19 protein-coding genes and 1 tRNA gene are annotated in these 20,624 nt (G+C 61.1%); 9 read left to right on the top strand and 11 right to left on the bottom strand.

Annotated features, from left to right (window positions below; all coding sequences use genetic code 11):
• Positions 1–54: 54 nt before the first annotated feature.
• The 3 genes from DFR46_RS06245 to DFR46_RS06235 all read right to left on the bottom strand — a co-directional run bounded on the left by DFR46_RS06245 (position 55) and on the right by DFR46_RS06235 (position 2,626).
• A complete protein-coding gene (locus DFR46_RS06245; RefSeq protein ID WP_211306386.1) occupies positions 55–1,224 on the bottom strand; it encodes a dipeptidase in 1,170 nt (389 codons plus the stop codon).
• A complete protein-coding gene (locus tag DFR46_RS06240) occupies positions 1,221–1,718 on the bottom strand; it encodes a dihydrofolate reductase (RefSeq protein WP_116235661.1) in 498 nt (165 codons plus the stop codon). The genes DFR46_RS06245 and DFR46_RS06240 overlap by 4 nt, the downstream gene beginning before the upstream one ends.
• A 113-nt stretch (positions 1,719–1,831) precedes the next feature.
• Positions 1,832–2,626 (bottom strand): thymidylate synthase, encoded by a 795-nt coding sequence (locus DFR46_RS06235; RefSeq protein WP_116235660.1) that lies wholly within the window; start codon positions 2,624–2,626, stop codon positions 1,832–1,834.
• Between the two features lie 197 nt (positions 2,627–2,823).
• Between DFR46_RS06235 and DFR46_RS06230 the strand changes: the two genes are divergently transcribed.
• Both DFR46_RS06230 and DFR46_RS06225 read left to right on the top strand, forming a co-directional pair.
• On the top strand, positions 2,824–3,213 hold the full coding sequence (locus DFR46_RS06230; RefSeq protein ID WP_162843406.1) for a JAB domain-containing protein: 390 nt from the start codon (positions 2,824–2,826) through the stop codon (positions 3,211–3,213).
• A gap of 87 nt (positions 3,214–3,300) precedes the next feature.
• Entirely contained in the window at positions 3,301–4,083 is a 783-nt protein-coding gene (locus DFR46_RS06225) for a DUF2189 domain-containing protein (protein WP_116235658.1), read from the top strand.
• Positions 4,084–4,140: 57 nt separating this feature from the next.
• On the opposite strand, the gene DFR46_RS06220 is transcribed toward DFR46_RS06225, so the two are convergent.
• Both DFR46_RS06220 and prfB read right to left on the bottom strand, forming a co-directional pair.
• A complete protein-coding gene (locus tag DFR46_RS06220; RefSeq protein WP_116235657.1) occupies positions 4,141–4,833 on the bottom strand; it encodes a class I SAM-dependent methyltransferase in 693 nt (230 codons plus the stop codon).
• Positions 4,833–5,960, bottom strand: coding sequence for a peptide chain release factor 2 (gene prfB / locus DFR46_RS06215; RefSeq protein ID WP_116235656.1), 1,128 nt, complete (start codon positions 5,958–5,960; stop codon positions 4,833–4,835). Before prfB ends, DFR46_RS06220 begins: the two co-directional genes overlap by 1 nt.
• A 172-nt stretch (positions 5,961–6,132) precedes the next feature.
• Between prfB and DFR46_RS06210 the strand changes: the two genes are divergently transcribed.
• Positions 6,133–6,606, top strand: a complete 474-nt coding sequence (locus DFR46_RS06210; protein WP_211306385.1) for a GNAT family N-acetyltransferase — start codon at positions 6,133–6,135, stop codon at positions 6,604–6,606.
• A gap of 20 nt (positions 6,607–6,626) precedes the next feature.
• Here DFR46_RS06210 and DFR46_RS06205 read toward each other — a convergent pair whose 3' ends face one another.
• On the bottom strand, positions 6,627–9,155 hold the full coding sequence (locus DFR46_RS06205) for a penicillin-binding protein 1A (RefSeq protein WP_116235654.1): 2,529 nt from the start codon (positions 9,153–9,155) through the stop codon (positions 6,627–6,629).
• A 107-nt stretch (positions 9,156–9,262) separates the two neighbouring features.
• The gene (locus DFR46_RS06200) at positions 9,263–10,471 is read right to left on the bottom strand and encodes an N-acetylmuramoyl-L-alanine amidase (RefSeq protein ID WP_245953715.1); all 1,209 of its coding nucleotides are present in this window, start codon (positions 10,469–10,471) and stop codon (positions 9,263–9,265) included.
• Positions 10,472–11,038: 567 nt separating this feature from the next.
• On the opposite strand from DFR46_RS06200, the gene DFR46_RS06195 reads away from it, so the two are divergent.
• From DFR46_RS06195 to DFR46_RS06185, 3 genes are all read left to right on the top strand, one after another.
• Complete coding sequence (locus tag DFR46_RS06195; RefSeq protein ID WP_211306384.1) at positions 11,039–13,540, top strand: Rne/Rng family ribonuclease; 2,502 nt, start codon at positions 11,039–11,041, stop codon at positions 13,538–13,540.
• A gap of 67 nt (positions 13,541–13,607) precedes the next feature.
• Positions 13,608–15,005 carry a M48 family metalloprotease gene (locus DFR46_RS06190; RefSeq protein WP_211306383.1) on the top strand — a complete coding sequence of 466 codons (1,398 nt, stop codon included), beginning with the start codon at positions 13,608–13,610 and terminating at the stop codon, positions 15,003–15,005.
• A gap of 21 nt (positions 15,006–15,026) precedes the next feature.
• Positions 15,027–15,788, top strand: coding sequence for a DsbA family protein (locus DFR46_RS06185; protein WP_245953713.1), 762 nt, complete (start codon positions 15,027–15,029; stop codon positions 15,786–15,788).
• Between the two features lie 21 nt (positions 15,789–15,809).
• On the opposite strand, the gene DFR46_RS06180 is transcribed toward DFR46_RS06185, so the two are convergent.
• Positions 15,810–16,451 carry an RlmE family RNA methyltransferase gene (locus tag DFR46_RS06180; RefSeq protein ID WP_116235653.1) on the bottom strand — a complete coding sequence of 214 codons (642 nt, stop codon included), beginning with the start codon at positions 16,449–16,451 and terminating at the stop codon, positions 15,810–15,812.
• Positions 16,448–17,524 carry a Ppx/GppA phosphatase family protein gene (locus tag DFR46_RS06175; protein ID WP_245953712.1) on the bottom strand — a complete coding sequence of 359 codons (1,077 nt, stop codon included), beginning with the start codon at positions 17,522–17,524 and terminating at the stop codon, positions 16,448–16,450. Before DFR46_RS06175 ends, DFR46_RS06180 begins: the two co-directional genes overlap by 4 nt.
• 145 nt (positions 17,525–17,669) lie before the next feature.
• Here DFR46_RS06175 and DFR46_RS06170 point away from each other — a divergent pair.
• Positions 17,670–17,743 (top strand) — tRNA-Gln (locus DFR46_RS06170).
• A 73-nt stretch (positions 17,744–17,816) separates the two neighbouring features.
• On the opposite strand, the gene DFR46_RS06165 is transcribed toward DFR46_RS06170, so the two are convergent.
• The gene (locus DFR46_RS06165) at positions 17,817–18,116 is read right to left on the bottom strand and encodes a hypothetical protein (protein ID WP_147297630.1); all 300 of its coding nucleotides are present in this window, start codon (positions 18,114–18,116) and stop codon (positions 17,817–17,819) included.
• 123 nt (positions 18,117–18,239) lie between these two features.
• Here DFR46_RS06165 and DFR46_RS06160 point away from each other — a divergent pair, with 123 nt between their 5' ends.
• Together DFR46_RS06160 and DFR46_RS06155 are read left to right on the top strand one after the other, a co-directional pair.
• Positions 18,240–19,121: a cytochrome b/b6 domain-containing protein gene (locus tag DFR46_RS06160; protein ID WP_211306382.1), complete on the top strand. Its 882-nt coding sequence runs from the start codon at positions 18,240–18,242 to the stop codon at positions 19,119–19,121.
• The gene (locus DFR46_RS06155; RefSeq protein WP_116235651.1) at positions 19,118–19,891 is read left to right on the top strand and encodes a molybdopterin-dependent oxidoreductase; all 774 of its coding nucleotides are present in this window, start codon (positions 19,118–19,120) and stop codon (positions 19,889–19,891) included. Before DFR46_RS06160 ends, DFR46_RS06155 begins: the two co-directional genes overlap by 4 nt.
• On the opposite strand, the gene DFR46_RS06150 is transcribed toward DFR46_RS06155, so the two are convergent.
• On the bottom strand, positions 19,888–20,616 hold the full coding sequence (locus tag DFR46_RS06150) for a hypothetical protein (protein ID WP_116235650.1): 729 nt from the start codon (positions 20,614–20,616) through the stop codon (positions 19,888–19,890). The two genes, DFR46_RS06155 and DFR46_RS06150, sit on opposite strands and share 4 nt — an antisense overlap.
• Between the last annotated feature and the right edge of the window lie 8 nt (positions 20,617–20,624).

Raw genomic sequence — 20,624 nt, 5'->3', positions numbered from 1 at the left:
GATGCCTATAGGGGCGCGGGACGAGAGCGGCAATGCGGCTCCATCACCAGCCCCTCAGCCCTGCGGAAGCCCGTCACGCAGCAGGCGGATCACATTGCCGCCCATCACCTGCGCGATTTCTCCCTCGCTCAGGCCCGCTTCCATCAGCAGCTGTGTGATGATCGCAAGCTCGCTCGTGTCGAAGCCGACCATGGTCGAGCCGTCATAGTCTGATCCGAGACCGACATGCCGGACACCCACAAGGGCGCGAACATGGAGGATGGACCGGACGACATTGGCCGGCTCGAACGAACAGAGTGCGCCGTCCCAATAACCGATGCCGATTACGCCGCCGGTTGCGGCGACCGCGCTGATCTGCGCGTCGTTCAGGTTGCGGTTTACATCGCACACCGCCTGTACGCCGCCATGGCTGGACACGACGGGCCGGGTCGCCATGGCGAGGATTTCGTCGACCATGGCCGGGCTGGCATGGGCGATGTCGATAATCATCCGGCTTTCTTCCATCCGCCGAATGATGTCGCGTCCGAAATCGGTGAGCCCGCCTTTTTCAAGCCCATGCATCGATCCGCCTAGCTCATTGTCGAAGAAATGGGTCGGGCTGGCCATGCGGAAACCTGCATTGAACAGCCGGTTCAGATTGGCGGCTTCGCCCTCCAGATTGTGCAGCCCCTCGATCGAGAGCATCGCACCCGTTACCTGCTCTCCGCGCTGCCGGTCGGCGAGCAGCGTATCGATATCGCGCCGGGACCGGATGATGCGCAGCGTTCCGCCGCTGTTTGCCTCGGCTCGCGCCAGCTTGTCGGCATGGTAGAGCGAACGTTCAACCAGGGAGCTCCAGGTCCGGAACGGCTGGAGCTGGGCGATGGCCAGCCAGAGTATATTGTCACTATCCGCTGAGTTGGAATCATAGTTGAGGCCCGGCGGCGATTGGGTCACCGACGAAAAAACCTGCAGCGCGACATTGCCATCCTGCAGCCGGGGCAGGTCCACATGGCCGCGCGCGGCGCGATTCAGCAGATTGCGATCCCAGAGCAGTGTATCGCCATGCATATCGGCAATGATGAGCCGTTCGTGCAGCGCCTGGGCCTCGGGAGAGACTGTCGGCAGTGCGACATCCGCACGCTGGTTCATGCCGCGTTCGAGGATGCCCGGGCCAAGCGTAAAGAACAAAGCGGCCAATATGGCGATTACCAAAAAAACGCCGATCAGGATTTTGCGGATCATGTTTTGCGCTCCAGAGTGACGAAACTGAAAGCGGGTTGACCGCTTTCTGCCGGGAAATCCTCCCGCGCCGTTTCTGTCCATGTTTCGGGGTCGAAATTGTCGATACTTGCATCGCCGTCCGGCTCGCAATGGACTTCGGTCAGCTCGATACGGTCGGCCCGGGGCAGGAACAGGCGGTAGATTTCAGCGCCGCCGATAATGGCGATATCGCTATCATCCCCGGCCAGCGCAAAAGCCTCTTCCGGGCTGTGCGCAACTTCGGCTCCTGCCGGCGACCAGTCCCGCGATCGCGTCAGCACGATATGGCGGCGCCCCGGCAATGGGCTCGGAAAGCTCTCGAACGTCTTGCGGCCCATGATCATCGGTTTGCCCATGGTGCTCTTCTTGAAGCGCTTCAGGTCCTCCGAAATCCGCCAGGGCAATCGGCCATCCTTGCCGATAACACCGTTATCGGCGCGGGCGAGGTAGAAGACGATGGAAGGCTTGGCGGGCATTGGGCTCTATCCACTCCGTTTGAGTTGAGCTTGTCGAAGCCCTGCTCTTTCTGTCAGCTGTTTTAAGGAAGTACAGCCCTTCGACAAGCTTGGGGCAAACGGTGGGTGAAAAACTATACCGCCACCGGGGCGGCGATATGCGCGGCCGCCTCATAGCCGGCAATCTCGAAATCCTCATAATCATAGCCGTCGATGCTGCCTGGATCGCGGAGGATATTGAGGGTCGGTAAAGGGCCCGGGGTGCGGGTCAGCTGTTCGGACACCTGGTCGAGATGGTTCACGTAGAGATGGCAATCGCCGCCGGTCCAGATGAAGTCTCCGACGTCCAGCCCGCATTGCTGGGCGAGCATATGGGTGAGAAGGGCATAGCTGGCGATGTTGAACGGTACGCCGAGAAACACGTCGCAGCTGCGCTGGTAGAGCTGGAGGGAAAGCTTGCCGTCCGCGACATGCGTCTGGAACAGGCAATGGCAGGGCGGCAGCGCCATATTGGGCACATCCGCCGGGTTCCACGCCGAAACGATCTGCCGGCGCGATGCGGGGTGGGATTTGATCTGTTCGACCAGATCGGTGATCTGATCGATATGCACGCCGCCCGGGCCGATCCAGTCCCGCCATTGTTTGCCGTAGACCGGCCCGAGATCGCCATCCCCATCGGCCCATTCGTCCCAGATCTTGACCTTGCGATCCTGCAGCCAGCGGACATTGGTGTCGCCGCGCAAGAACCATAAAAGTTCGATAATGATCGAACGAATATGGAGTTTCTTCGTGGTTAGCAGCGGAAAGCCCTGCGACAGATCGAAGCGCATTTGATGGCCAAAGACGGAGAGTGTACCAACGCCCGTGCGGTCGTCCTGACGGACTCCGTCGTCGCGTATGCGCCGCATGAGATCGAGATATTGCTGCATCGTTCCGGCCTTATGGCGAAGAGGGTGCGTCCGGCCAAGCGGGATAACTTTGTCCGATGTGGAGGATTCGGTGCCAAGTCCCACCATCCCGGGGGTATTTCTCATCGGTTCCGGACCGTTTGTCGTTTACATCCAATTTTTGGTCAGCCTCGGCATTGAGGCATGGTGATTGCGGATCGGATGTTCGGGGAGGGAGCATGGCTGCAACTGGGGCACTTTTGAGCAAAACAGGGGTCGACGCGGGGCTCTTCGCTCCGCTCGTCGTGCATCATTGCCATGAGCATGCGGTTGTGGCCCATCTCGATGTGAGGGGCCGTATGGTTGCCCTCAGCGAGGCGCAAGGAAGCGAAGAGCGTATCATCCTCCCGCTCCGCAGGATCATCGGCGATGCCCTTGCCCATGACGGGCGCGCCGTGATGCTTGCCCACAACCACCCTAGCGGCGATCCCACCCCGAGCCGGACCGACATCGAGACTACCCGCAAGCTCGCAGACCTGCTCCGGCCGCTCAACATCCGCGTCTATGACCATCTGATCCTGACCCGGAACGGAGCCTCGACAAGTTTTCGCGATCTCGGCTGGATCTAGGCTCCGAACCTGGCTGTCAGCCGGAGAACCTTGATACGGCGACGGAGTTGTTGCACCATCCTCGGGCGCTTCACAGGGAGAGGAGCCATGAGCACCGGCGAACACGCCCAGATCGCACCGGCAACGGTCGCGAGCGATCTCAATCTAAGTGACCTTCGCAACGCACTTGCGGCGGGATGGAGCGACTTCAGGGCCTATCCTGCATTCGGCCTGTTCTTCGCCGCGATTTACGTTGGCGCGGGCATGTTTCTCTATTTCGCCCTGTTCTCGAGAGGTGAGATCGGCTGGCTGGTCCCGGCCGCGGCGGGGTTCCCGATCCTCGCGCCCTTTGTCGCCGTAGGGCTGTATGAAGTCAGCCGTCGCCGCGAAACCGGATTGCCGATGAGCTGGGGCGCGATCCTCGGCGCTCTGCGAGGGCGTGGCGACGATCAGATTTTGAGCATGGGCGTTATCGTGTTTGTCGCCTTTGCGTTCTGGCTTATGGTCGCGCACGGGATTTTCGCCATATTCCTTTCGGGATCGGGAATGGGGACGGAATCGATCGAATTTCTGCGTACCGAAACCGGAATCGTCATGCTGGCTGTGGGCAGTGCCGTCGGCGCGCTGATGGCGCTCGCCTTTTATGCGATCACCGTCGTCAGCCTGCCGATGCTGGTCGATCGCGATGTCGATTTCATAACCGCAATCATCGTAAGCTTGGCAACGATGCGCTCGAACAGTTTCGTGCTGCTGGCCTGGGCGGTGATGATTGCGGTGGCCCTGTTTGTGGCCATGATTCCCTTGTTTCTGGGGCTCCTCGTCGTGCTGCCGGTGCTCGGTCATGCGACATGGCATCTGTATCGCCGCGCGGTCGACGAGCCTGCGGCATAGCGCCCTCCGTCGTTCCCGGCGCGATATGGCTACCCGATCATTCTGCCGATCCGGCGCTCAATCCTGCCCGCAGGGCTCGATATCGCCGGGATCGGGGCGCGGGCCGGCTCTGACGAACATGGCAAAATAACCGCCGATACCGGGCATCTCACGAAAGACGACTCGGCGATAGCCGACAGCTTCGAATTCGCAGTTCAGAAGGTCCGGCGGGGTGCCGTGCCGGTTGGTGGGCCGGTCCGCATCGACGACGACAACCCGGCCGTCGTCACGCAGGGCAGGGCGCATGTTCCAGAGAAACTCGTAGGGACTTTCGATCTCGTGATACATATGCACCATGAAAATCCGGTCGAAACTGTCTGCGGGCAATTTGGGATCGGCAAACTCGCCCAGCCTTACGCTGACATTGTCGAGCCGTTCGCGCGTGACCCGCTCGGCCAGCCTGTCGCGGGTTTCCGCAATGACGTCCTGAGCCAGCACCCGGCCAGTTTCGCCCACACGCGGGGCCAGGCGGATCGTGTAATAGCCATTGCCGGCACCGATATCGGCCACGGTCATGCCCGGCTCGATCTCCGCCATGTCCATGACGGTTTCGGCTTCGTTGCGTTTGTCGCGCGTTTCCTCGTCGGAAAACTGGCTGGAAATAATGTCGGATACGGGGCGGTCGGCCGGCGGGAAGTCGGAATCACCGGATCTCCCCAAAGCGTTGCAGCTTCCGGCAAACAGCAAGAGCAGGCACGCGGCACGGCGCATCAGTCTATATCCTCGACCTCGACTTTTTCCCCTGTCACCTGCTGCGATAGCGCCGCAGCCATGAACTTGTCGAGATCGCCATCCAGAACATCGGAGGGCGAAGAGGAGGTTATGCCTGTCCTCAGATCCTTCACCATCTGATAGGGCTGGAGGACATAGGACCGGATCTGGTGGCCCCAGCCGATATCGGATTTGTTGGCCTCCACCGCATTGGCCTCTTCTTCGCGGCGGCGCAATTCGGCTTCATACAGGCGCGCCTTGAGCATGCTCATCGCCTCCGCCTTGTTCTTGTGCTGAGATCGGCCGCTCTGGCAGGCGACAACGATACCGGTTGGCTCATGCGTGATCCGCACCGCGCTGTCGGTCGTGTTGACATGCTGGCCGCCCGCGCCGCTTGCCCGGAAGGTATCGATCCTCAATTCGCTTTCATTGATCTCGATATCGATATCTTCGTCGATCACCGGATAGACCCATACGCTGCAGAAGCTCGTGTGGCGGCGCGCCGAGCTGTCATAAGGCGAAATCCGGACAAGACGGTGCACGCCGCTTTCGGTTTTCGCATAGCCATAGGCGTTTTCGCCTTTCATCTGCAGGGTTACGGCTTTTACGCCGGCCTGCTCGCCCGCATGATAATCGACAATTTCGACCTTGAAGCCGCGCCGCTCGCCCCAGCGCATATACATACGCTGGAGCATTTCGGCCCAGTCCTGGCTTTCGGTGCCGCCGGCCCCGGCGTGAATTTCCAGGTAGGTATCGTTGCCATCGGCCTCACCGGCAAGCAGCGCTTCGGTCTTGTCGCGCTCGGCACGTTCGGCCAGTTCGGCGAGCGCCTCGATCGCGTCGTTGATCAGTCCCTCATCGCCTTCGGCTTCCGCCATCTCGATCATCTCGGCCGCATCGTCGCGTTCCTGGCTGATCGAGCGCACTGCCGTAATCGCGGTGTCGAGCCGGCCGCGTTCGCGCATTACCTCGCGTGCCGCCTTGGGATTGTCCCACAAGGTCGAATCTTCAACCTTGGCGTTGAGCGCATCAAGTCGCTCCTTCGCCACGTCCCAGTCGAGGAACCGTCGCAGGAGGTTCACAGCCTGGTTGATCTGTTCGATATGGGCTTGCGCTTCAGCGCGCATAGGGTGTTAACTCCGGATAATGGGATAAGCGGCTTCTCGAAATAGCCGCTGGAACCCAATAGTAAATGATAGTCCGCCAGTCGAGCCGTATAGTTGGGCTCCCGGCGGGAGAAATAATGGCGGGGGCAATATCATCGAAATTCAGAGACTGGAAACCGAGCGGCTCGCGCTGGTGCCGCCGACTGCGCGGCATGCGGCGCTTTACGAACGCTTTTATACCGATGCCGACGCATCCGCGCCTTATGGCGGCCCGATAACGCGGGCGCAGGCGTGGAGCAGGCTGGCTCAGGATATCGGCCATTGGCAGCTCCGCGGATTCGGCGTCTGGATTATCGAGACGAAGGACGCGCGCGCGGCGGTTGGCACCTGCGGTTTCTGGCAGGGGCTGGATTGGCCCCGCGAATTGACCTGGTGGCTGACCCCCGATGCCCGCGGGACGGGATATGCGACTGAGGCATCCCGGGCGGCGATCAGCCATGCCTATGCCGGTTTTGGCTGGTCTGAGGTGCAAACATATATGGACGACAGCAATGAAGCGGCACGAAAGCTCGTTTTGCGGCTGGGCGGCGAGATGGTTGAGCGGATTGCTTTTCCGGACGGGAAGATGCGGGATCTTTTCAGTATCCCGAAACCGGGAAAGAACTGATTGGCCGGATCGGCAGCGGACTAGTAAATTCCGCCCTCGGATTGCAGGAATTCGCTGTCGTTGCGCGGCGCATTCGACTCAATTGTGTTCTGCGCTTCCTCAAGCGGCACGGCACGGACCGGGCGGCGGGCGACGACATCGCGGCGGATTGTTCGGGTCGGCTCGCTATCCGGCCGGAACGCTTCCCAGATGATAGCACTGCGCGGATCCCGGCTCGGCCAGCCGCCAAACACGCGGCGACCGCTCCGCCGGTCAATACGAACCATGCGAATTCCGCGCGGCGCCCGGAAGGGAACCACGGCCCGGCCTTCCATCGTTTCGGCCATGAACTGGCGGAAGATCGGCGCGGCCAGAGTGCCGCCCGCGCCATAGCCCAGCGAGCGGGCTTGACGGTCATAGCCGAGATAGACGCCGGCAACGATATTGGGTGTGCCGCCCACGAACCACACGTTGGTCGGGCCTGTCGTCGTTCCCGTTTTGCCGAACACCGGCCGGTTGAGATCACGGAGCAGGGTCGCTGTGCCTCGCTGGACAACGCCCTGCAGGATATGCACCATCTGGAACGCGGTCATCGGGTCGACAACCTGTCGGCCGGGGATGGGGGGACGCGGCATGCGCTCGCCGTCCCAGTCGCGGGCATTACATCCTTCGCAGGCGCGCCAGTTGGCCGGGTAGATCACATCGCCATCGCGATTCTGGACATAATCGATCAGCGATGGCCCGACATCGCGGCCATGATTGGCGAGCATGCCATAGGCGTTTACGAGGCGCAGAACCGTAGTATCGCCGGCTCCGAGCGATGTGGAAAGAAATGGCTCGTGCTCTCCGATCCCGGCATTGCGTATCAGTTCGACGACATTTTCCATGCCGATATCGGATGCCGCCCGCACCGTCATCAGATTGCGTGAATTTTCGAGCCCCCAACGCAGGGTTTGCGGTCCGGCAACCCCGCCGCCGGAGTTGCGGAAGCATTTGTTGCCGAGGCGCGCCCCCTGGTACACACAAAATGGACCGTCGACTATGATCGAGGCCGGTGTCATCCCGTTCTCGAGCGCCGCTGCATAGACAAAAGGCTTGATGCTCGATCCCGGCTGGCGTTCGGCCTGCGTTGCGCGATTAAAGGCTTCGAGGGTCGAGCTGAAGCCGCCCTGCATGGCAAAGACGCGCCCCGTCTGGACATCTTCAACAACCATGCCGCCCGAAATGTCCGGAACCCTGGCCAGTGCATAGCCGCTGCCGGTCGGGCGGACGGTGATGATGTCGCCCGGTTCGATCGTCGAAAAGGCCGTGCCGCCGCCGCGCCGCGCTACCGAGGCGGCCGAGCGCGGAAGGGACGCCGTCTCGCCATCCGAAAATCCGATCTGCGCCGCGTTTCCATCTTTCGAGATAACAACCGCAACGCGCCAGTCTTCGTAGCCAACGCTGAGATTGGCGCTACGAAGACGCGATTGCCATTCGCCGTCATCCATCGGGATCGAAGCGACCGGCCCGCCCCAGGGGCGGCCGCGATCGAAGCGCAGCAGCCCGGCGCGCAGCGAGTTTTCGGCGCTGGTCTGCATGTCGGGATCGTATGAAGTGCGCACCCACAGGCCGCCCGTATAGATGCCATAGGGGCCGTCTTCGGCATTCTCTCCAAAGCTGTCGACCAGGATCCTGCGGACCTCTTCCATATAATAGCCGCCGACATTGTCGGTGACCGACTGAGTGGTGCGTGTGGTGCCGAGCGGCGTCGCCCGTGCGGCGCGATGCTCCTCCGCTGTAATCCAATCATTTTCGAGCATCATGTTGAGCACGAGATTCCGGCGCCGGAGCGCAAGATCGGGATTGGTTATCGGGTTGTACCGGGATGGCGCCTGGGGAAGCCCGGCCAGGAAGGCCGCTTCATGCAATTCGAGATCGGCGACATCCTTGTCGAAATAGGCCCGGGCGGCGGCCTGCACACCGTATGAATTGCGACCGAGGAATATCTGGTTGAGATACAGTTCGAGTATCTGTTCCTTGGTCAGAACATTCTCGATCCGGGTGGCCAATATGGCTTCGCGAATCTTGCGGGTGATCGAATAATCGTCCGTCAGGAGCAGGTTTTTGGCGACCTGCTGCGTAATCGTAGATCCGCCGCGAGCGCGTTCGCCGGAGCCCATCTTGGACACATAGTCGATAACCGCACCGAACAATCCGGTATAATCGAGGCCATTATGGGAGAAGAATGTCTTGTCTTCCGCCGCCAGAAAGGCGCGGATGAGAACGGGAGGAAATTCCTCATAAGCCAGCTCTACCCGGCGCTCACGCGCGAAGCTTTGTACCGGTTCGCCGTTCACGTCGCGCACGAACGTAGGAAGGGCAGGTTCGTAGTCGAGCAGGCTTTCCGCCGAAGGCAGGTCCCGCATGAATGTCATCCAGAACGCTAACATCGCGATCAGCGCAACTACCAGCAGATAGAGCGGCCAGCGGTAGCGGCGCTTGCCCAGGACGCGGCGGGCACCTGCGATGAAGCCGGTCGCCTCACGGCGCAGCTTTACATTCATGTCAGGTTCGGTGGCTTCCGTCATCGCGCGCCGGTTTACCAGCTTTGGCTATCGATGCCAGCCGGTTTTTGAACCCGCGGAGTTTCGCGGCTGCCCGTCTTCGGGCCAGGTCAGCGCGACCGGCCGACGCGTCAGTCCGTGCTTGCCGTGCTCCGCGCAAAATGGGTTTGAATCGCTGTCGCGAGCCCGTTGGCGATCGCTCTTTGGCCTTCGCGCGAGAACAGACGGCGTGCGTCTGATGCGTTGGTCAGATAGCCTGATTCGAACAAAATAGACGGCATATCCGGTGCTTTTAGGACCGCAAAATCTGCGGAACGGTGAAAATCGCTTCGAAAGGGCACAGCGCTTCCCGCTTGGCGGCGCAACAGGGATGCGAAACGCGCCGAAATATTCATGGTTTCGCGCTGTGTAAGGTCAATGAGAATCGAACGGACATCTGCATCCGCACCGCCCAAATTGACTCCATTGATGACATCGGCGGCATTTTCGCGTCCGGCGAGTCGGGCGGTTTCGCGGTCGGAAGCCACTTCGGAAAGCGTGTAGATCGTTGCACCATGTGCATCGCTATTTTCCGCGCTGTCGGCATGGATGGATATGAAGAGTTCTCCGCCAAGTCGGCGTGCGATTTCGTAGCGTTCGCGCAGAACCAGAAAGCGATCGTCGCTGCGGGTCAGCGCAACGCGGACGCGGCCAGAAGCAAGCAAGGCGTCGCGGGTGGCCAGAGCAATGGCAAGCGTAGCGTCTTTTTCATGGCGATTGCCGAATGGCGAGATTGCACCTGGATCATGGCCGCCATGGCCAGCATCGATCACGACCAGCGGGCGTCCGCGCGGGCCCTGAATTTCGGGCAGTTCTGTCTGTCCTGCAGGGGTTGCGCGCGGCAGGCGAACCGTCAGTTCGCCGCGGCCGCGCGGCGGACGGGCGCGAAACGCCATTGGCGGCAGAAAGCTCGCCCGGCCGGCATTCGCCGCGCTCGCAAAGCGGAGCTGGCTCACAGGCTGGATATCGAGAGTGAAGGTACGGCCATCGTCAGAAAAGCTGCCGTTGCCGAATATTGCCGGTCTGGCGAGATCGAGAACGAGCCGGGCGGTTTGCGGGTTATATTGCCCCTGGCGCACGGCCCGAACGGGGCCGGCTTGTCCGCTGCCCTGGCCGGCGCGCGCGCCGGCTACATCGATAGCGATCCTGTATGGGTTTTCGAGAACGAATGCCGAGGCGTTTTCGACATAGTCGTCGAATTGCACGGTAATCCGTTCCGGAGTCACGTCCACGGCCTCGATGGCGGTCGCCAGAGCGGGCTGCCAACCGATTATCGCGAATAAGGCGAATAGCAGGGACATGGTCCCATATTGCCGCGCTTCGCCCCTCTTGGTCCAGCACAAAGACATCATTAAGGTTACCCTTGTTGGTTTTTCTTCGATGTCGGGACTAGGGTTGGCGCTTCAAAACGGGGTGTAAAAGTCCAGTTAACGGCGAGTTCACTATGTTTGCCCGATGTTTATCTGCCGTCGTTGAGATGCTTTTTCTTGCGGCGGCCGGGCGGCGCTGCTAGCGCAATTGCGATCAGGGGGTTGAATGTGCCGGTCGGCATGGCAACGTCCTGACCCATATGGCCGATGAATTTTCACGCGGCCCACCAGGTTGACGCTGCATGAGGCACATATTTCCCGAACAACAGGCGATGCGCGAACCGCGCCGTCTTGCGTTCGTGGGAATCAGTCCCGCCCCCGAGGCCGGACATGCCAAGGCAGCAGAAGCGATTTTTCTTAATTCACCCCGAATGGGCGCGACGCCTCATGTGCGTATCACAAGGATTGCGCACGGTGCGGCCGCAAATCGCTCATTCCCAATAATTCACATGCCTGCCCGGCCCCGTTGGCCTGCCTGGCATGTTCGGAGAAACATAAATGGCAACGCGTATGCTAATCGATGCGCGCCACCGGGAAGAAACCCGTGTGGCGGTCGTCAAGAACAACCGGATCGAGGAATTTGATTTCGAATCCGAAGAGCACAAGCAGCTCAAGGGAAATATCTATCTAGCTAAGGTTACCCGGGTCGAACCGTCGCTTCAGGCGGCGTTTGTCGACTATGGCGGCAACCGGCACGGCTTTCTGGCCTTCAGCGAAATTCATCCCGATTATTACCAGATCCCCAAAGAGGATCGCGAAAAGCTGCTCGCCGAAGAGGTAGAGCAGGCCAAGGAAGAGGCGCAGCTCCGGGAAAGCGAAGATGATGCGCATATCAAATCCGATGCCGGTGAGTCCGGCGAAGAGGGCGAAGAAACGGAAGTCGAGGAAACCGGCGATGCCGACGCTGACGAAGAGCCTCAGGACGAGCCTTCGGTCCAGAATATCCGCAAGCGCCGGATGGACTTGCGCCGCCGGTACAAGATCCAGGACGTTATCCGCCGCCGCCAGGTTCTGCTCGTCCAGGTCGTCAAGGAAGAACGCGGCAACAAGGGCGCTGCGCTGACCAGCTATCTTTCGCTTGCCGGGCGCTATTGCGTTCTTATGCCCAACACGTCGCATGGCGGCGGAATCAGCCGGAAAATCTCCAATGCGTCGGACCGCAAGCGCCTGAAGTCGGTGATTTCCGATCTCAGCTTGCCCGATACGATGGGCTGTATCGTCCGCACGGCGGGCATGACGCGGACCAAGACCGAGATCAAACGCGATTTCACCTATCTCGCCCGCCTCTGGGGCGAGATCCGGGAGGCCACGCTCGGCGCCACGGCACCGTCCAAAATCTATACCGACAGCGATCTCATCAAACGGGCGATCCGCGATATCTATAATCGCGAGATCGACGAGGTGCTGGTTGAAGGCGAGGAAGGCTACAAGGCCGCCAAGAACTTCATGAAACTGCTGATGCCGAGCCATGCGCGCAAGGTGAAGCAATATGCCGAAGTGACGCCGCTGTTCCAGCGTTATCAGGTCGAAGACCAGCTGGGCGCGATGTATCAGCCCGTCGTCCAGCTCAAATCCGGCGGCTATCTGGTGATCAACCCGACGGAAGCCCTGGTGTCGATCGACATCAACTCGGGCCGCTCGACGCGCGAACACAATATCGAACAGACTGCGCTCAAAACGAATATCGAGGCGGCGCGCGAAATCGCCCGCCAACTGCGTCTGCGCGATATGGCCGGTCTCGTCGTGATCGATTTCATCGACATGGATCACCGGTCGAACAACCGGAAGGTCGAAAGCGCCCTCAAAGACGCGCTGAAAAACGATCGCGCGCGTATTCAGGTCGGGCGGATATCCTCTTTCGGCCTGCTTGAAATGAGCCGTCAGCGCCTGCGGACCGGCATGCTCGAAGCGTCGACGCATGAATGCCCGCATTGCGAGGGAACGGGTCTGATGCGCACGGCATCGTCGGCCGGGCTTTCCGCGCTTCGGATGCTCGAAGAGGAAGCGGCCAGGGGCAAGGGCTCGAAACTGGTGCTGACCTGTTCGCGCGATGCGGCCGTCTATGTGCTGAATTCCAAGCGCAGGGAACTGGGCGAGATTGAAGAGCTGTACGGCGTTTCGATCGAAGTGCATCCCGATCGGACATTGGAAGGCGCGGCGATGGAGGTTTCGGCCTCCGGCCCGGCGCCGACGAAGAAGGTCGAGATCGTTCCGCTCGCGCTTGACGACGATGATGATGACGAGATCGAAGAGGAAGATGAGGAACAGAGCGATGAGGATCGGCCCCGTTCGCGCCGTCGGCGTGGCCGCCGGGGTGGTCGCGGCCGCCGCAGCAAGCCGCAGTCGGGCGATTCCGAATCCGGAAATTCCGAAGGCGAAGAAAAGAGCGAAGGCGAACAGCGCCGGACTGCCGATAGTGACGAAGATGGCGACGGTGCGCCGCGCAAGAAATCGCGCCGGGGGCGGCGCGGCGGTCGTCGCCGGAAGCCGGCTTCGGAAGGTCAGGATGGCGAGCTCGCTAACGAAAATGGCGATGACAAGGGCGACGAGAAGACGGAAGATGCTCCCGCGGCGGATCCTGTAGCGGCTGACACTGCTGCCGAGGAAAGCGAGCCTGCAAAGCCGAAGCGTCGTCGTACGCGGAAAAAGGCGGAGCCCGAAGCGGAGCCGGCGTCCGAAGCTACCAAGGCAGATGAAGCGTCCGCTGAGCCTGCTGCCGAAGAAAAGCCGGAGAAGCCGAAACGCGCTCCGCGCCGCCGCACCGCCAAAGCTGCGGCGGAAAAAACCGAGGCGGCTCCGGTTGCGGAAGCCGCTGCTGAAACGGAAACGCCCGCGGAGTCGGCACCGGCAAAGCCGAGGCGTTCGCGGAAAAAGGCTGAGACGACTGCGGCTGGCGATACGCCGGCTGCGACCGAAGAGCCGACGTCCGAAGCCGGACAAAGCGGCGGCGGCAACGAGCCCGTCCGGCGCGGCTGGTGGCAGCGGACATTCGGCGAATAGAATAACGATGTTCTCCGGGATCCAGTTTTCATCCCCGGTTCAGGCGCAACGCCCGAAAGCGGTTGCGATGACTGGGTCCCGTTCGTTTCACGCCGTTCCCCTGCGCTTGCTTATGCGGGCGAGCCTGGTGCTGCTGCTCGGTCTGGTGATGGCCATCAGGCCGGTTGCCGCACAGTCCATATTGCGGGACGCGGAAACCGAGATGCTGCTCAACGACATTTCCGAGCCGTTGATCGCGGCGGCCGGTCTCGAGCCCGGTGGTTTCGAGATCGTTCTGGTCAGCGACCCCAGCATCAACGCCTTTGTCGCCGGCGGGCAGCGCGTTTTCATTCATTCGGGTCTGATAGTCGCTGCCGACAACGCCAATGAAGTGCAGGGCGTCATCGCGCACGAGATCGGCCATGTCACTGGCGGGCACTCGATTGCCATTCAGGAGGCAGCGGGCGATTTCGCGGGCATCAGTATTCTATCCCTCATACTCGGCGCCGCAGCGATTGCGGCCGGCGCACCGGAAGCAGGCCTTGGCTTGCTTTCCGCAGGCCAGCGCGCGGCTATCGGCAATTTTCTCGCTTTCAGCCGATCTCAGGAAGCCACTACCGATCTCGCCGGGGCGCAGTATCTCTCCACGGCCGGGATTAGCGGACGCGGCAGCCTTGCTTTTTTCCGGCGACTGCAGAATCTCGAATATCGGCTCAACATTCCGCAGGATGAGGGTAGCTACGACCGAACCCATCCGCTGACGCGCGAACGGCTCGCGATCCTCGAAGAGCTTTATCAGAACGATCCGGCCTGGGCGGTAGAGACCGATCCGGCCCTTGAAGCTCGTTTCCAGCGCGCGCGCGCCAAGCTGATCGGCTTTATTTCCGAACCCGAACAAACGCTGATTACCTACCCCGAAAGCGATACCAGCGTGCCCGCGCGTTACGCGCGCGCCTATGCATGGCACAAACAGGCTTTTGCCGATCGGGCGCTTGCCGAGGTGGACGCATTGCTGGCTGGTGCGCCGGACGATCCTTTCTTCCTTGAACTCAGAGGGCAGATACTGCTGGAGTCAGGGCGGCCGGATGAGGCTCTGGAGGATTTACGAACGGCTCTGGCCAATTCGCGCAACAACGCCCTTATCGCTTCGCTTTTCGGCCATGCCCTGATCGCGACCGAGGATCCCGATCATCTCGCCGAGGCGCGGCGGGTGCTCCGCACCGCGGTCCAGCGTGACAATCGGAATCCTTTCGCCTGGCGCAGGCTGGGCTATATCTATTCGCAGGAGGGCGACATTGCCCGCGCCTATCTGGCGACGGCCGAATATGCGACTCTGGCGGGCTCTCCGCAGGAGGCTCTGGTCAACGCGCGGCAGGCCATGCAGGGGATCCCGAGCGGATCGCCCGATTGGGTACGCGCGCAGGATATTGCGTTGATCGCTGAAACTGCCATTGAACAACAGGACGGCCGCCGCCGCAATCGGTAAGCGCTGGGGACAGGAATTCGAATGACCGTTAATCGCTGGATGTTGAGCGGCGCTGTTGCGCTGATCGCTGCTGTGGCAGCCTTTTTCCTGCTGCGCGCCGATGGGTCGCAGAGCGTTGAGGGCCAGACGGCCGTCGACCTGCCTGCCGGCCTTGAACGCGCCGACCTCGAAATCGTCATCCGCGAGTATATTCTCGCCAATCCCGAGATCATTCCCGAAGCCATGGAACGGTTGCAGGAGCGCCGGATGGTGCAGATGATCTCGACGGTGCGGGACGGTCTGGAAACGCCGTTTGAGGGTGCCTGGGCCGGCTCCGCCAATGCCGATGTCACGATTGTCGAGTTCTTCGACTATGCCTGCGGTTTCTGCCGTACCAGCCTGCCGGATATTGAACGCCTGCTGGCCGAGGATGACAATCTACGCGTTGTCTATCGCGAATTGCCGATCCTGAGCGAGGAAAGCGTGGAGGCCGCACGGGTCAGCCTGTCGGCGGCCCGTCAGCGTCAGTATAATGATTTCCACCATGCACTGTTCGCGGCTGGCCGCCCGGGCGACGCGACGATTGCCGAGGCGCAGCGTAGCGCGGGGCTCAGCCCGGCCCGTGTGCGGAGCGATATTGCGGATCCGGCGATCGAGGCGGAAATCCGCAACAACCGGGAACTTGCCGGCAGGCTCGAACTCACCGGGACGCCTGCATTTGTGGTCGGCGATCGGATATTGTCGGGTGCGGTTGGCTATGAACGCCTCAAGGAAGCGGTCGAAGAAGCGCGGCGTCGAGGCTAGATATTCCGGGGCGGGTCGCCCCTATGATCGGCCCTTGAACCCTTTTGCGATGACATACCATTCCGATGAGCCCTTGCGGCTGGCTGGGGGTTTGGCATGTTTTACGCTCGCGAAATTGCGCTTGAGTTCGGCCACCATCGTGTTGTCTGCGCCGCCCGCCAGAACTTTTGCAATGAAAGTGCCGCCCGGCCTCAATATTTCGGTGGCAAAGAGTGCGGCTGCTTCGACCAGTCCCATCGTCCGCAGATGGTCTGTCTGTTTATGGCCAACCGTATTAGCCGCCATGTCGGACATGACGAGATCGGCCTCTCCGCCCAGCGCTTCAGTGAGTTTTTCGGGGGCGTCCTCATCGAGGAAATCCATCTCGAATATCGTCACGCCCTCGATCGGATCGGTGGGTAACAGGTCTATCCCGACAATCTTTGCATGGGGCACTTTCTTACGCGCGACCTGCGCCCAGCCGCCCGGTGCGATGCCAAGGTCGACGATCCGCTGTGCGCCTTTGAGCAGTTCAAACCGCTCATCCAGTTCGATCAACTTATAGGCGGAGCGCGCGCGGTAGCCATCCGTTTGCGCGCGCTTTACATAGGGATCGTTGATCTGCCGTTGGAGCCAGCGACGGGAAGACTCAGAGCGGCCACTCACCTTGCGTACCTGTTTCATCGCCTGTCCTGTGCCATCATGGAGCGTAAAATGCCTTCGCGAATGCCGCGATCGGCAATGCCTATGCGCTCTGCGGGCCAGATGTCGAGGATAGCTTCGAGGATCGCGCATCCGGCCACGACAAGATCGGCCCGTTCCGCACCGATACAGGGAATCTCGGACCGCTCCGGCACGGATTTATAGGCAAGGTCTGTGCTGACCATGCGCAGGGCCTCTGAAGGCAGGACGAGTCCGTCGATCTTGCTGCGATCATAGCTGGGCAGTTCGAGATGTACGCTCGCCAGGGTCGTGACCGTGCCGCTGGTGCCCAGGAGTCTGGGCTGGTAGCCGATCGTTGGCAGGGTGGAGGCGAAATCAGCAAAGCTCGCCGCAACGCGGCTGCGCATTCGCTGATAGGTTTCGAGCCGGTCATCCAATGTCGTCAGGTCGTTGAATTCCTTCTCGGCAAGACTCACCACACCCCAGGGCGCGCTGTACCATGAGAGGATTTTAGGCTCGCCGGCCTTTGCGCCTTCGGTTCCCGGATCGATCAGCACCAGCTCGGTTGAGCCGCCGCCGATATCGAAGATCAGCGCCGGGCCGTCGCCGGGCTCAAGCAGGATATGGCAGCCCAACACCGCCAGGCGGGCTTCTTCTTCCGGGCTGATGATGTCGAGCGCGATGCCGGTTTCCTCACGCACGCGGCGGACGAAATGGCGGCCATTGGCAGCGCGGCGACAGGCTTCGGTGGCCACAGACCGCGCCAGACTGACATGCCGCCGCCGCAATTTGTCACCGCAGATGGCGAGGGCTGAAACCGCGCGGTCGATCGCCGCATCGCTCAATCGCCCGGTTCTCGAGAGACCTTCGCCGAGTCTGACGATTCGGGAAAAGGCATCGATAACGGTGAACCCGTCCGCTGCAGGCCGGGCCACGAGCAGGCGGCAATTATTGGTGCCGAGATCGATGGCGCCATAGCTGCGCCGGCTATTGAACTTCTGACGATGCCGGGATGTGTCACCGGATTTCCGGTTGGCTGAGCCACCCGAAGCCAGTCCGGGTTCCGATTTGGGGCTGGCGATGTGTTCGTCCACGCCGTTTTCTTCTTCTGATCTTATGTTTTCCGATACGGCTTGTGCCGCCGGTACTTGGCGGTGAGACTAGCGCAAAGACACGCCAAAGAGCAAGCGGAGCGGATTGACAGCATTTGCATCGCTCCCTATGTCGCCGCCTCCCGGTTGCCCCGTCGTCTAATGGTAAGACTACGGACTCTGACTCCGTCAATTGTGGTTCGAATCCACACGGGGCATCCAGTTTTTCCCGTAAGCAAAAGAAAAACGCCGCCGGTTTCCCGGCGGCGCTGATATTCGCTTGGGGGACCTCGCCCTAGAATTCGACCGCGACCGAATCTTCACCGTTGCCAACGCTCGCATCGATATTGTCGCTTTCGACATCGAGACGGGCGCCATCGGGGCCGATGCTGAGCCTTGTGCCATCGCCGGCGTCGGCCTGTGGGGCTTCGTCGGCAATCAATTCGCCGGCATCGACCGACGGGTCGGCATCATAGGCGCCGTCTGCGCTTGTTTCGATGGTTTCGCTATCGGTGCTGGCTGTTTCCTCACTGGCACAGGCGGAAAGCTCGATTATGGCGGGCATCGAAAAGGCGACAATCATGGTCTTTTTCATGGATTCCTCCTTGGTCCTTTTGCGATAACGCATGACCGGTCCCGGTGTTCCATTCTCCATCTGTAACGTGATGGCGATATCCAGCGAATTGAGCGATAAGCGCTGAATGGAAAGGGTGCGGATATGGCGATAGAAGAGGATATGGCGGCCGAGCCGCAACCGGGTGCACTGGTAAAGCGCCACCGTATTTCCACGCGGCTCTGGCACTGGACCAACGCGATAGCGATCATCGTCTTACTGATGAGCGGGCTTTCAATCTTCAACGCGCATCCACGGCTCTACTGGGGCAGCTATGGCGCCAATCCCGACACTCCCTGGCTACAAATCTCGAACGAGGGGAATCGCGGCTATCTACAGATCGGCGAAACGCAGATCACGACTACCGGCGTGCTGGGTCGCTGGCGCGAACCCGATGGCGATATCTCGACCCGGGCATTCCCGCATTGGGCAACGATCCCCGGCTATTACAGCCTGGCGGCCGGACGGCTCTGGCATTTCTTTTTCGCGTGGATTTTCGTGTTGTCGGGGCTTGCATATTGGGCGTGGAGCTTTGGCAACAGGCACATTCAGCGCGATCTCAAACCCAGCCGCAAAGAATTGTCGCCGAAGCATATTTGGAACGATATCGCGAGCCATGCGCGGCTTCGCTTTCCGACCGGCGCGGCGGCGCTCAAATATAATATTCTGCAAAAGCTCAGTTACCTGATCGTGCTGTTCGTGCTGCTGCCGCTGATCGTGCTGACCGGCCTGACCATGTCGCCGATGATGGACACGGCATGGCCCTGGTTGCTGGATCTGTTTGGCGGGCGGCAATCGGCGCGGTCCATCCATTTCATCGTGGCGTTCCTGATAGTCCTGTTCATCGTCGTGCATCTGGCGATGGTTGTTTTGGCCGGGCCGTTCAACGAGGTTCGTTCGATGATCACCGGCAAGTTTCGTTTACCGAAAGCGCGCGGGGATGCACGGCCACTCCGCCCTGAATTTGCCGAGGAGCAGGCCCAATGAGCAAGCTGATTACCACCCGCCGCAAACTGATTGCGGGTATCGGCAGCAGCGTCCTCCTTGCGGGTTGCGACAGCTGGAGCCGGAGCGACCGGGTGAAGAATATCCTCGCGTCTGCCGAAGGGCTGACGATGCGGGCCCAGCGGCTGGTGACGGACCGCAACGCGCTGGCCCGTGAATATACGATGGCCGATCTTTCTCCCAGCTTCCGGGCCAATGGCAGCCGGACGGCGGACAGTGTCGAAGGATCCGAATATCAGGCGATGCTCGCGAACGGATTCGCCGATTTCCGGCTACGCGTGGACGGACTGGTGTCGCGGCCGCTGTCGCTGTCCTTGGCGGATCTGCGCGCTATGCCCAGCCGTACCCAGATCACCCGGCATGATTGCGTCGAGGGCTGGAGCGCTATCGGCCAGTGGAAAGGCACGCCGCTGTCCCGCGTGCTCGATCTGGCGGGCCTGCGAGACAACGCCAACTATATCGTCTTCCATTGCGCCGATACGCTGGGTCGGCAAAACCGGCCCTATTATGAGAGCATTGACCTTATCGATGCTTTCCACCCGCAGACTATCCTGGCCTATGACATGAACGGTGCGGCGGTGCCTGAACGCCATGGTGCGCCGATCCGAGCCCGGGTCGAGCGGCAGCTCGGCTATAAACATGCAAAATTCGTGATGCGGCTGGAAGCGGTCGCGAGCCTTGACGGGATTTACGGCGGCAAGGGTGGTTATTGGGAAGATGTAGGCGATTACGCCTGGTATGCGGGGATTTAGGCGCTCTCGTCGCTGCGAATATCCTCGTCGCCGCGATATTTGAGTTCGAGATATTTGCCCTGCGTCGCCAGCGCGTCGAGTTCGCCGCTCGCCAGTTGGCGGGTCATCCGGCTGATCTCTTCCTCAACGATTTCTAGCCCGTCTGTCAGCTGTTTCTGCGGGGTATGGCCGCCATGACTGGGGTTGCGGCGGAGATGGTCGGGCACGCGCTTATACCCTTCCACCAGTTCGGGCAGCTCGACGCCGACAAGACGGCGCACTTCCACGGCAGCCGGTTCGCGCGGATCGAGATTGGCGAGCTGCGGCCGTAGTTCCTCCAGCCGGGTCGCGATCTTGTCGAGCGTGCGATTGGCCGGAGCGGGCAGTGCAAGCCGCTGCTTGGAGAGCCATGCTTCCGTGTTGGAGGGAAGGGCTGGCAGCTCGCTCTCCATCAGCTTTTCCTGGGTCACTTCCTCGCCCTGCGGCGCGATCAGGAAAGCAAAGCCGACAAGCGTGGTGATAAGCAGGGTCAGCATCACCCATGAAAAGCCGATGCTGCTGATGATGCCGCCGACAACGCTCATGCCGATCACGATGGCGATGGCTGCGATGACGGCGCGGCGCAGGCGGCGCACCAGCGCCTCATTGCGGCGCTGGCGTTGCCGCCGGGCGAGCTCGCGCGCCTGTGGCGAGACCCGGCGGAGGAGCTCGTCGGCCTGGGCGAGGATGCGGTCGCTGGTAGTCACGCTTTCCC

Origin of the sequence: Parasphingopyxis lamellibrachiae (assembly GCF_003385775.1) — a bacterium.
In the GTDB taxonomy this organism is placed as follows: domain Bacteria; phylum Pseudomonadota; class Alphaproteobacteria; order Sphingomonadales; family Sphingomonadaceae; genus Parasphingopyxis; species Parasphingopyxis lamellibrachiae.
The sequence above is the reverse complement of the archived record's forward strand: the minus strand, read 5'-3'. Positions and strand labels throughout refer to the sequence as shown.

Excerpts from the sequence above, each read along its gene's own strand:
- DFR46_RS06190 (WP_211306383.1), top strand. The coding sequence starts at position 13,608 with ATGACTGGGTCCCGTTCGTTTCACGCCGTTCCCCTGCGCTTGCTTATG.
- DFR46_RS06165 (WP_147297630.1), bottom strand. The coding sequence starts at position 18,116 with ATGAAAAAGACCATGATTGTCGCCTTTTCGATGCCCGCCATAATCGAG.
- DFR46_RS06245 (WP_211306386.1), bottom strand. The coding sequence starts at position 1,224 with ATGATCCGCAAAATCCTGATCGGCGTTTTTTTGGTAATCGCCATATTG.
- DFR46_RS06240 (WP_116235661.1), bottom strand. The coding sequence starts at position 1,718 with ATGCCCGCCAAGCCTTCCATCGTCTTCTACCTCGCCCGCGCCGATAAC.
- DFR46_RS06200 (WP_245953715.1), bottom strand. The coding sequence starts at position 10,471 with ATGTCCCTGCTATTCGCCTTATTCGCGATAATCGGTTGGCAGCCCGCT.
- DFR46_RS06155 (WP_116235651.1), top strand. The coding sequence starts at position 19,118 with ATGAGCAAGCTGATTACCACCCGCCGCAAACTGATTGCGGGTATCGGC.
- prfB (WP_116235656.1), bottom strand. The coding sequence starts at position 5,960 with ATGCGCGCTGAAGCGCAAGCCCATATCGAACAGATCAACCAGGCTGTG.
- DFR46_RS06160 (WP_211306382.1), top strand. The coding sequence starts at position 18,240 with ATGGCGATAGAAGAGGATATGGCGGCCGAGCCGCAACCGGGTGCACTG.
- DFR46_RS06220 (WP_116235657.1), bottom strand. The coding sequence starts at position 4,833 with ATGCGCCGTGCCGCGTGCCTGCTCTTGCTGTTTGCCGGAAGCTGCAAC.
- DFR46_RS06195 (WP_211306384.1), top strand. The coding sequence starts at position 11,039 with ATGGCAACGCGTATGCTAATCGATGCGCGCCACCGGGAAGAAACCCGT.
- DFR46_RS06225 (WP_116235658.1), top strand. The coding sequence starts at position 3,301 with ATGAGCACCGGCGAACACGCCCAGATCGCACCGGCAACGGTCGCGAGC.
- DFR46_RS06205 (WP_116235654.1), bottom strand. The coding sequence starts at position 9,155 with ATGACGGAAGCCACCGAACCTGACATGAATGTAAAGCTGCGCCGTGAG.
- DFR46_RS06235 (WP_116235660.1), bottom strand. The coding sequence starts at position 2,626 with ATGCAGCAATATCTCGATCTCATGCGGCGCATACGCGACGACGGAGTC.
- DFR46_RS06230 (WP_162843406.1), top strand. The coding sequence starts at position 2,824 with ATGGCTGCAACTGGGGCACTTTTGAGCAAAACAGGGGTCGACGCGGGG.
- DFR46_RS06180 (WP_116235653.1), bottom strand. The coding sequence starts at position 16,451 with ATGAAACAGGTACGCAAGGTGAGTGGCCGCTCTGAGTCTTCCCGTCGC.
- DFR46_RS06185 (WP_245953713.1), top strand. The coding sequence starts at position 15,027 with ATGACCGTTAATCGCTGGATGTTGAGCGGCGCTGTTGCGCTGATCGCT.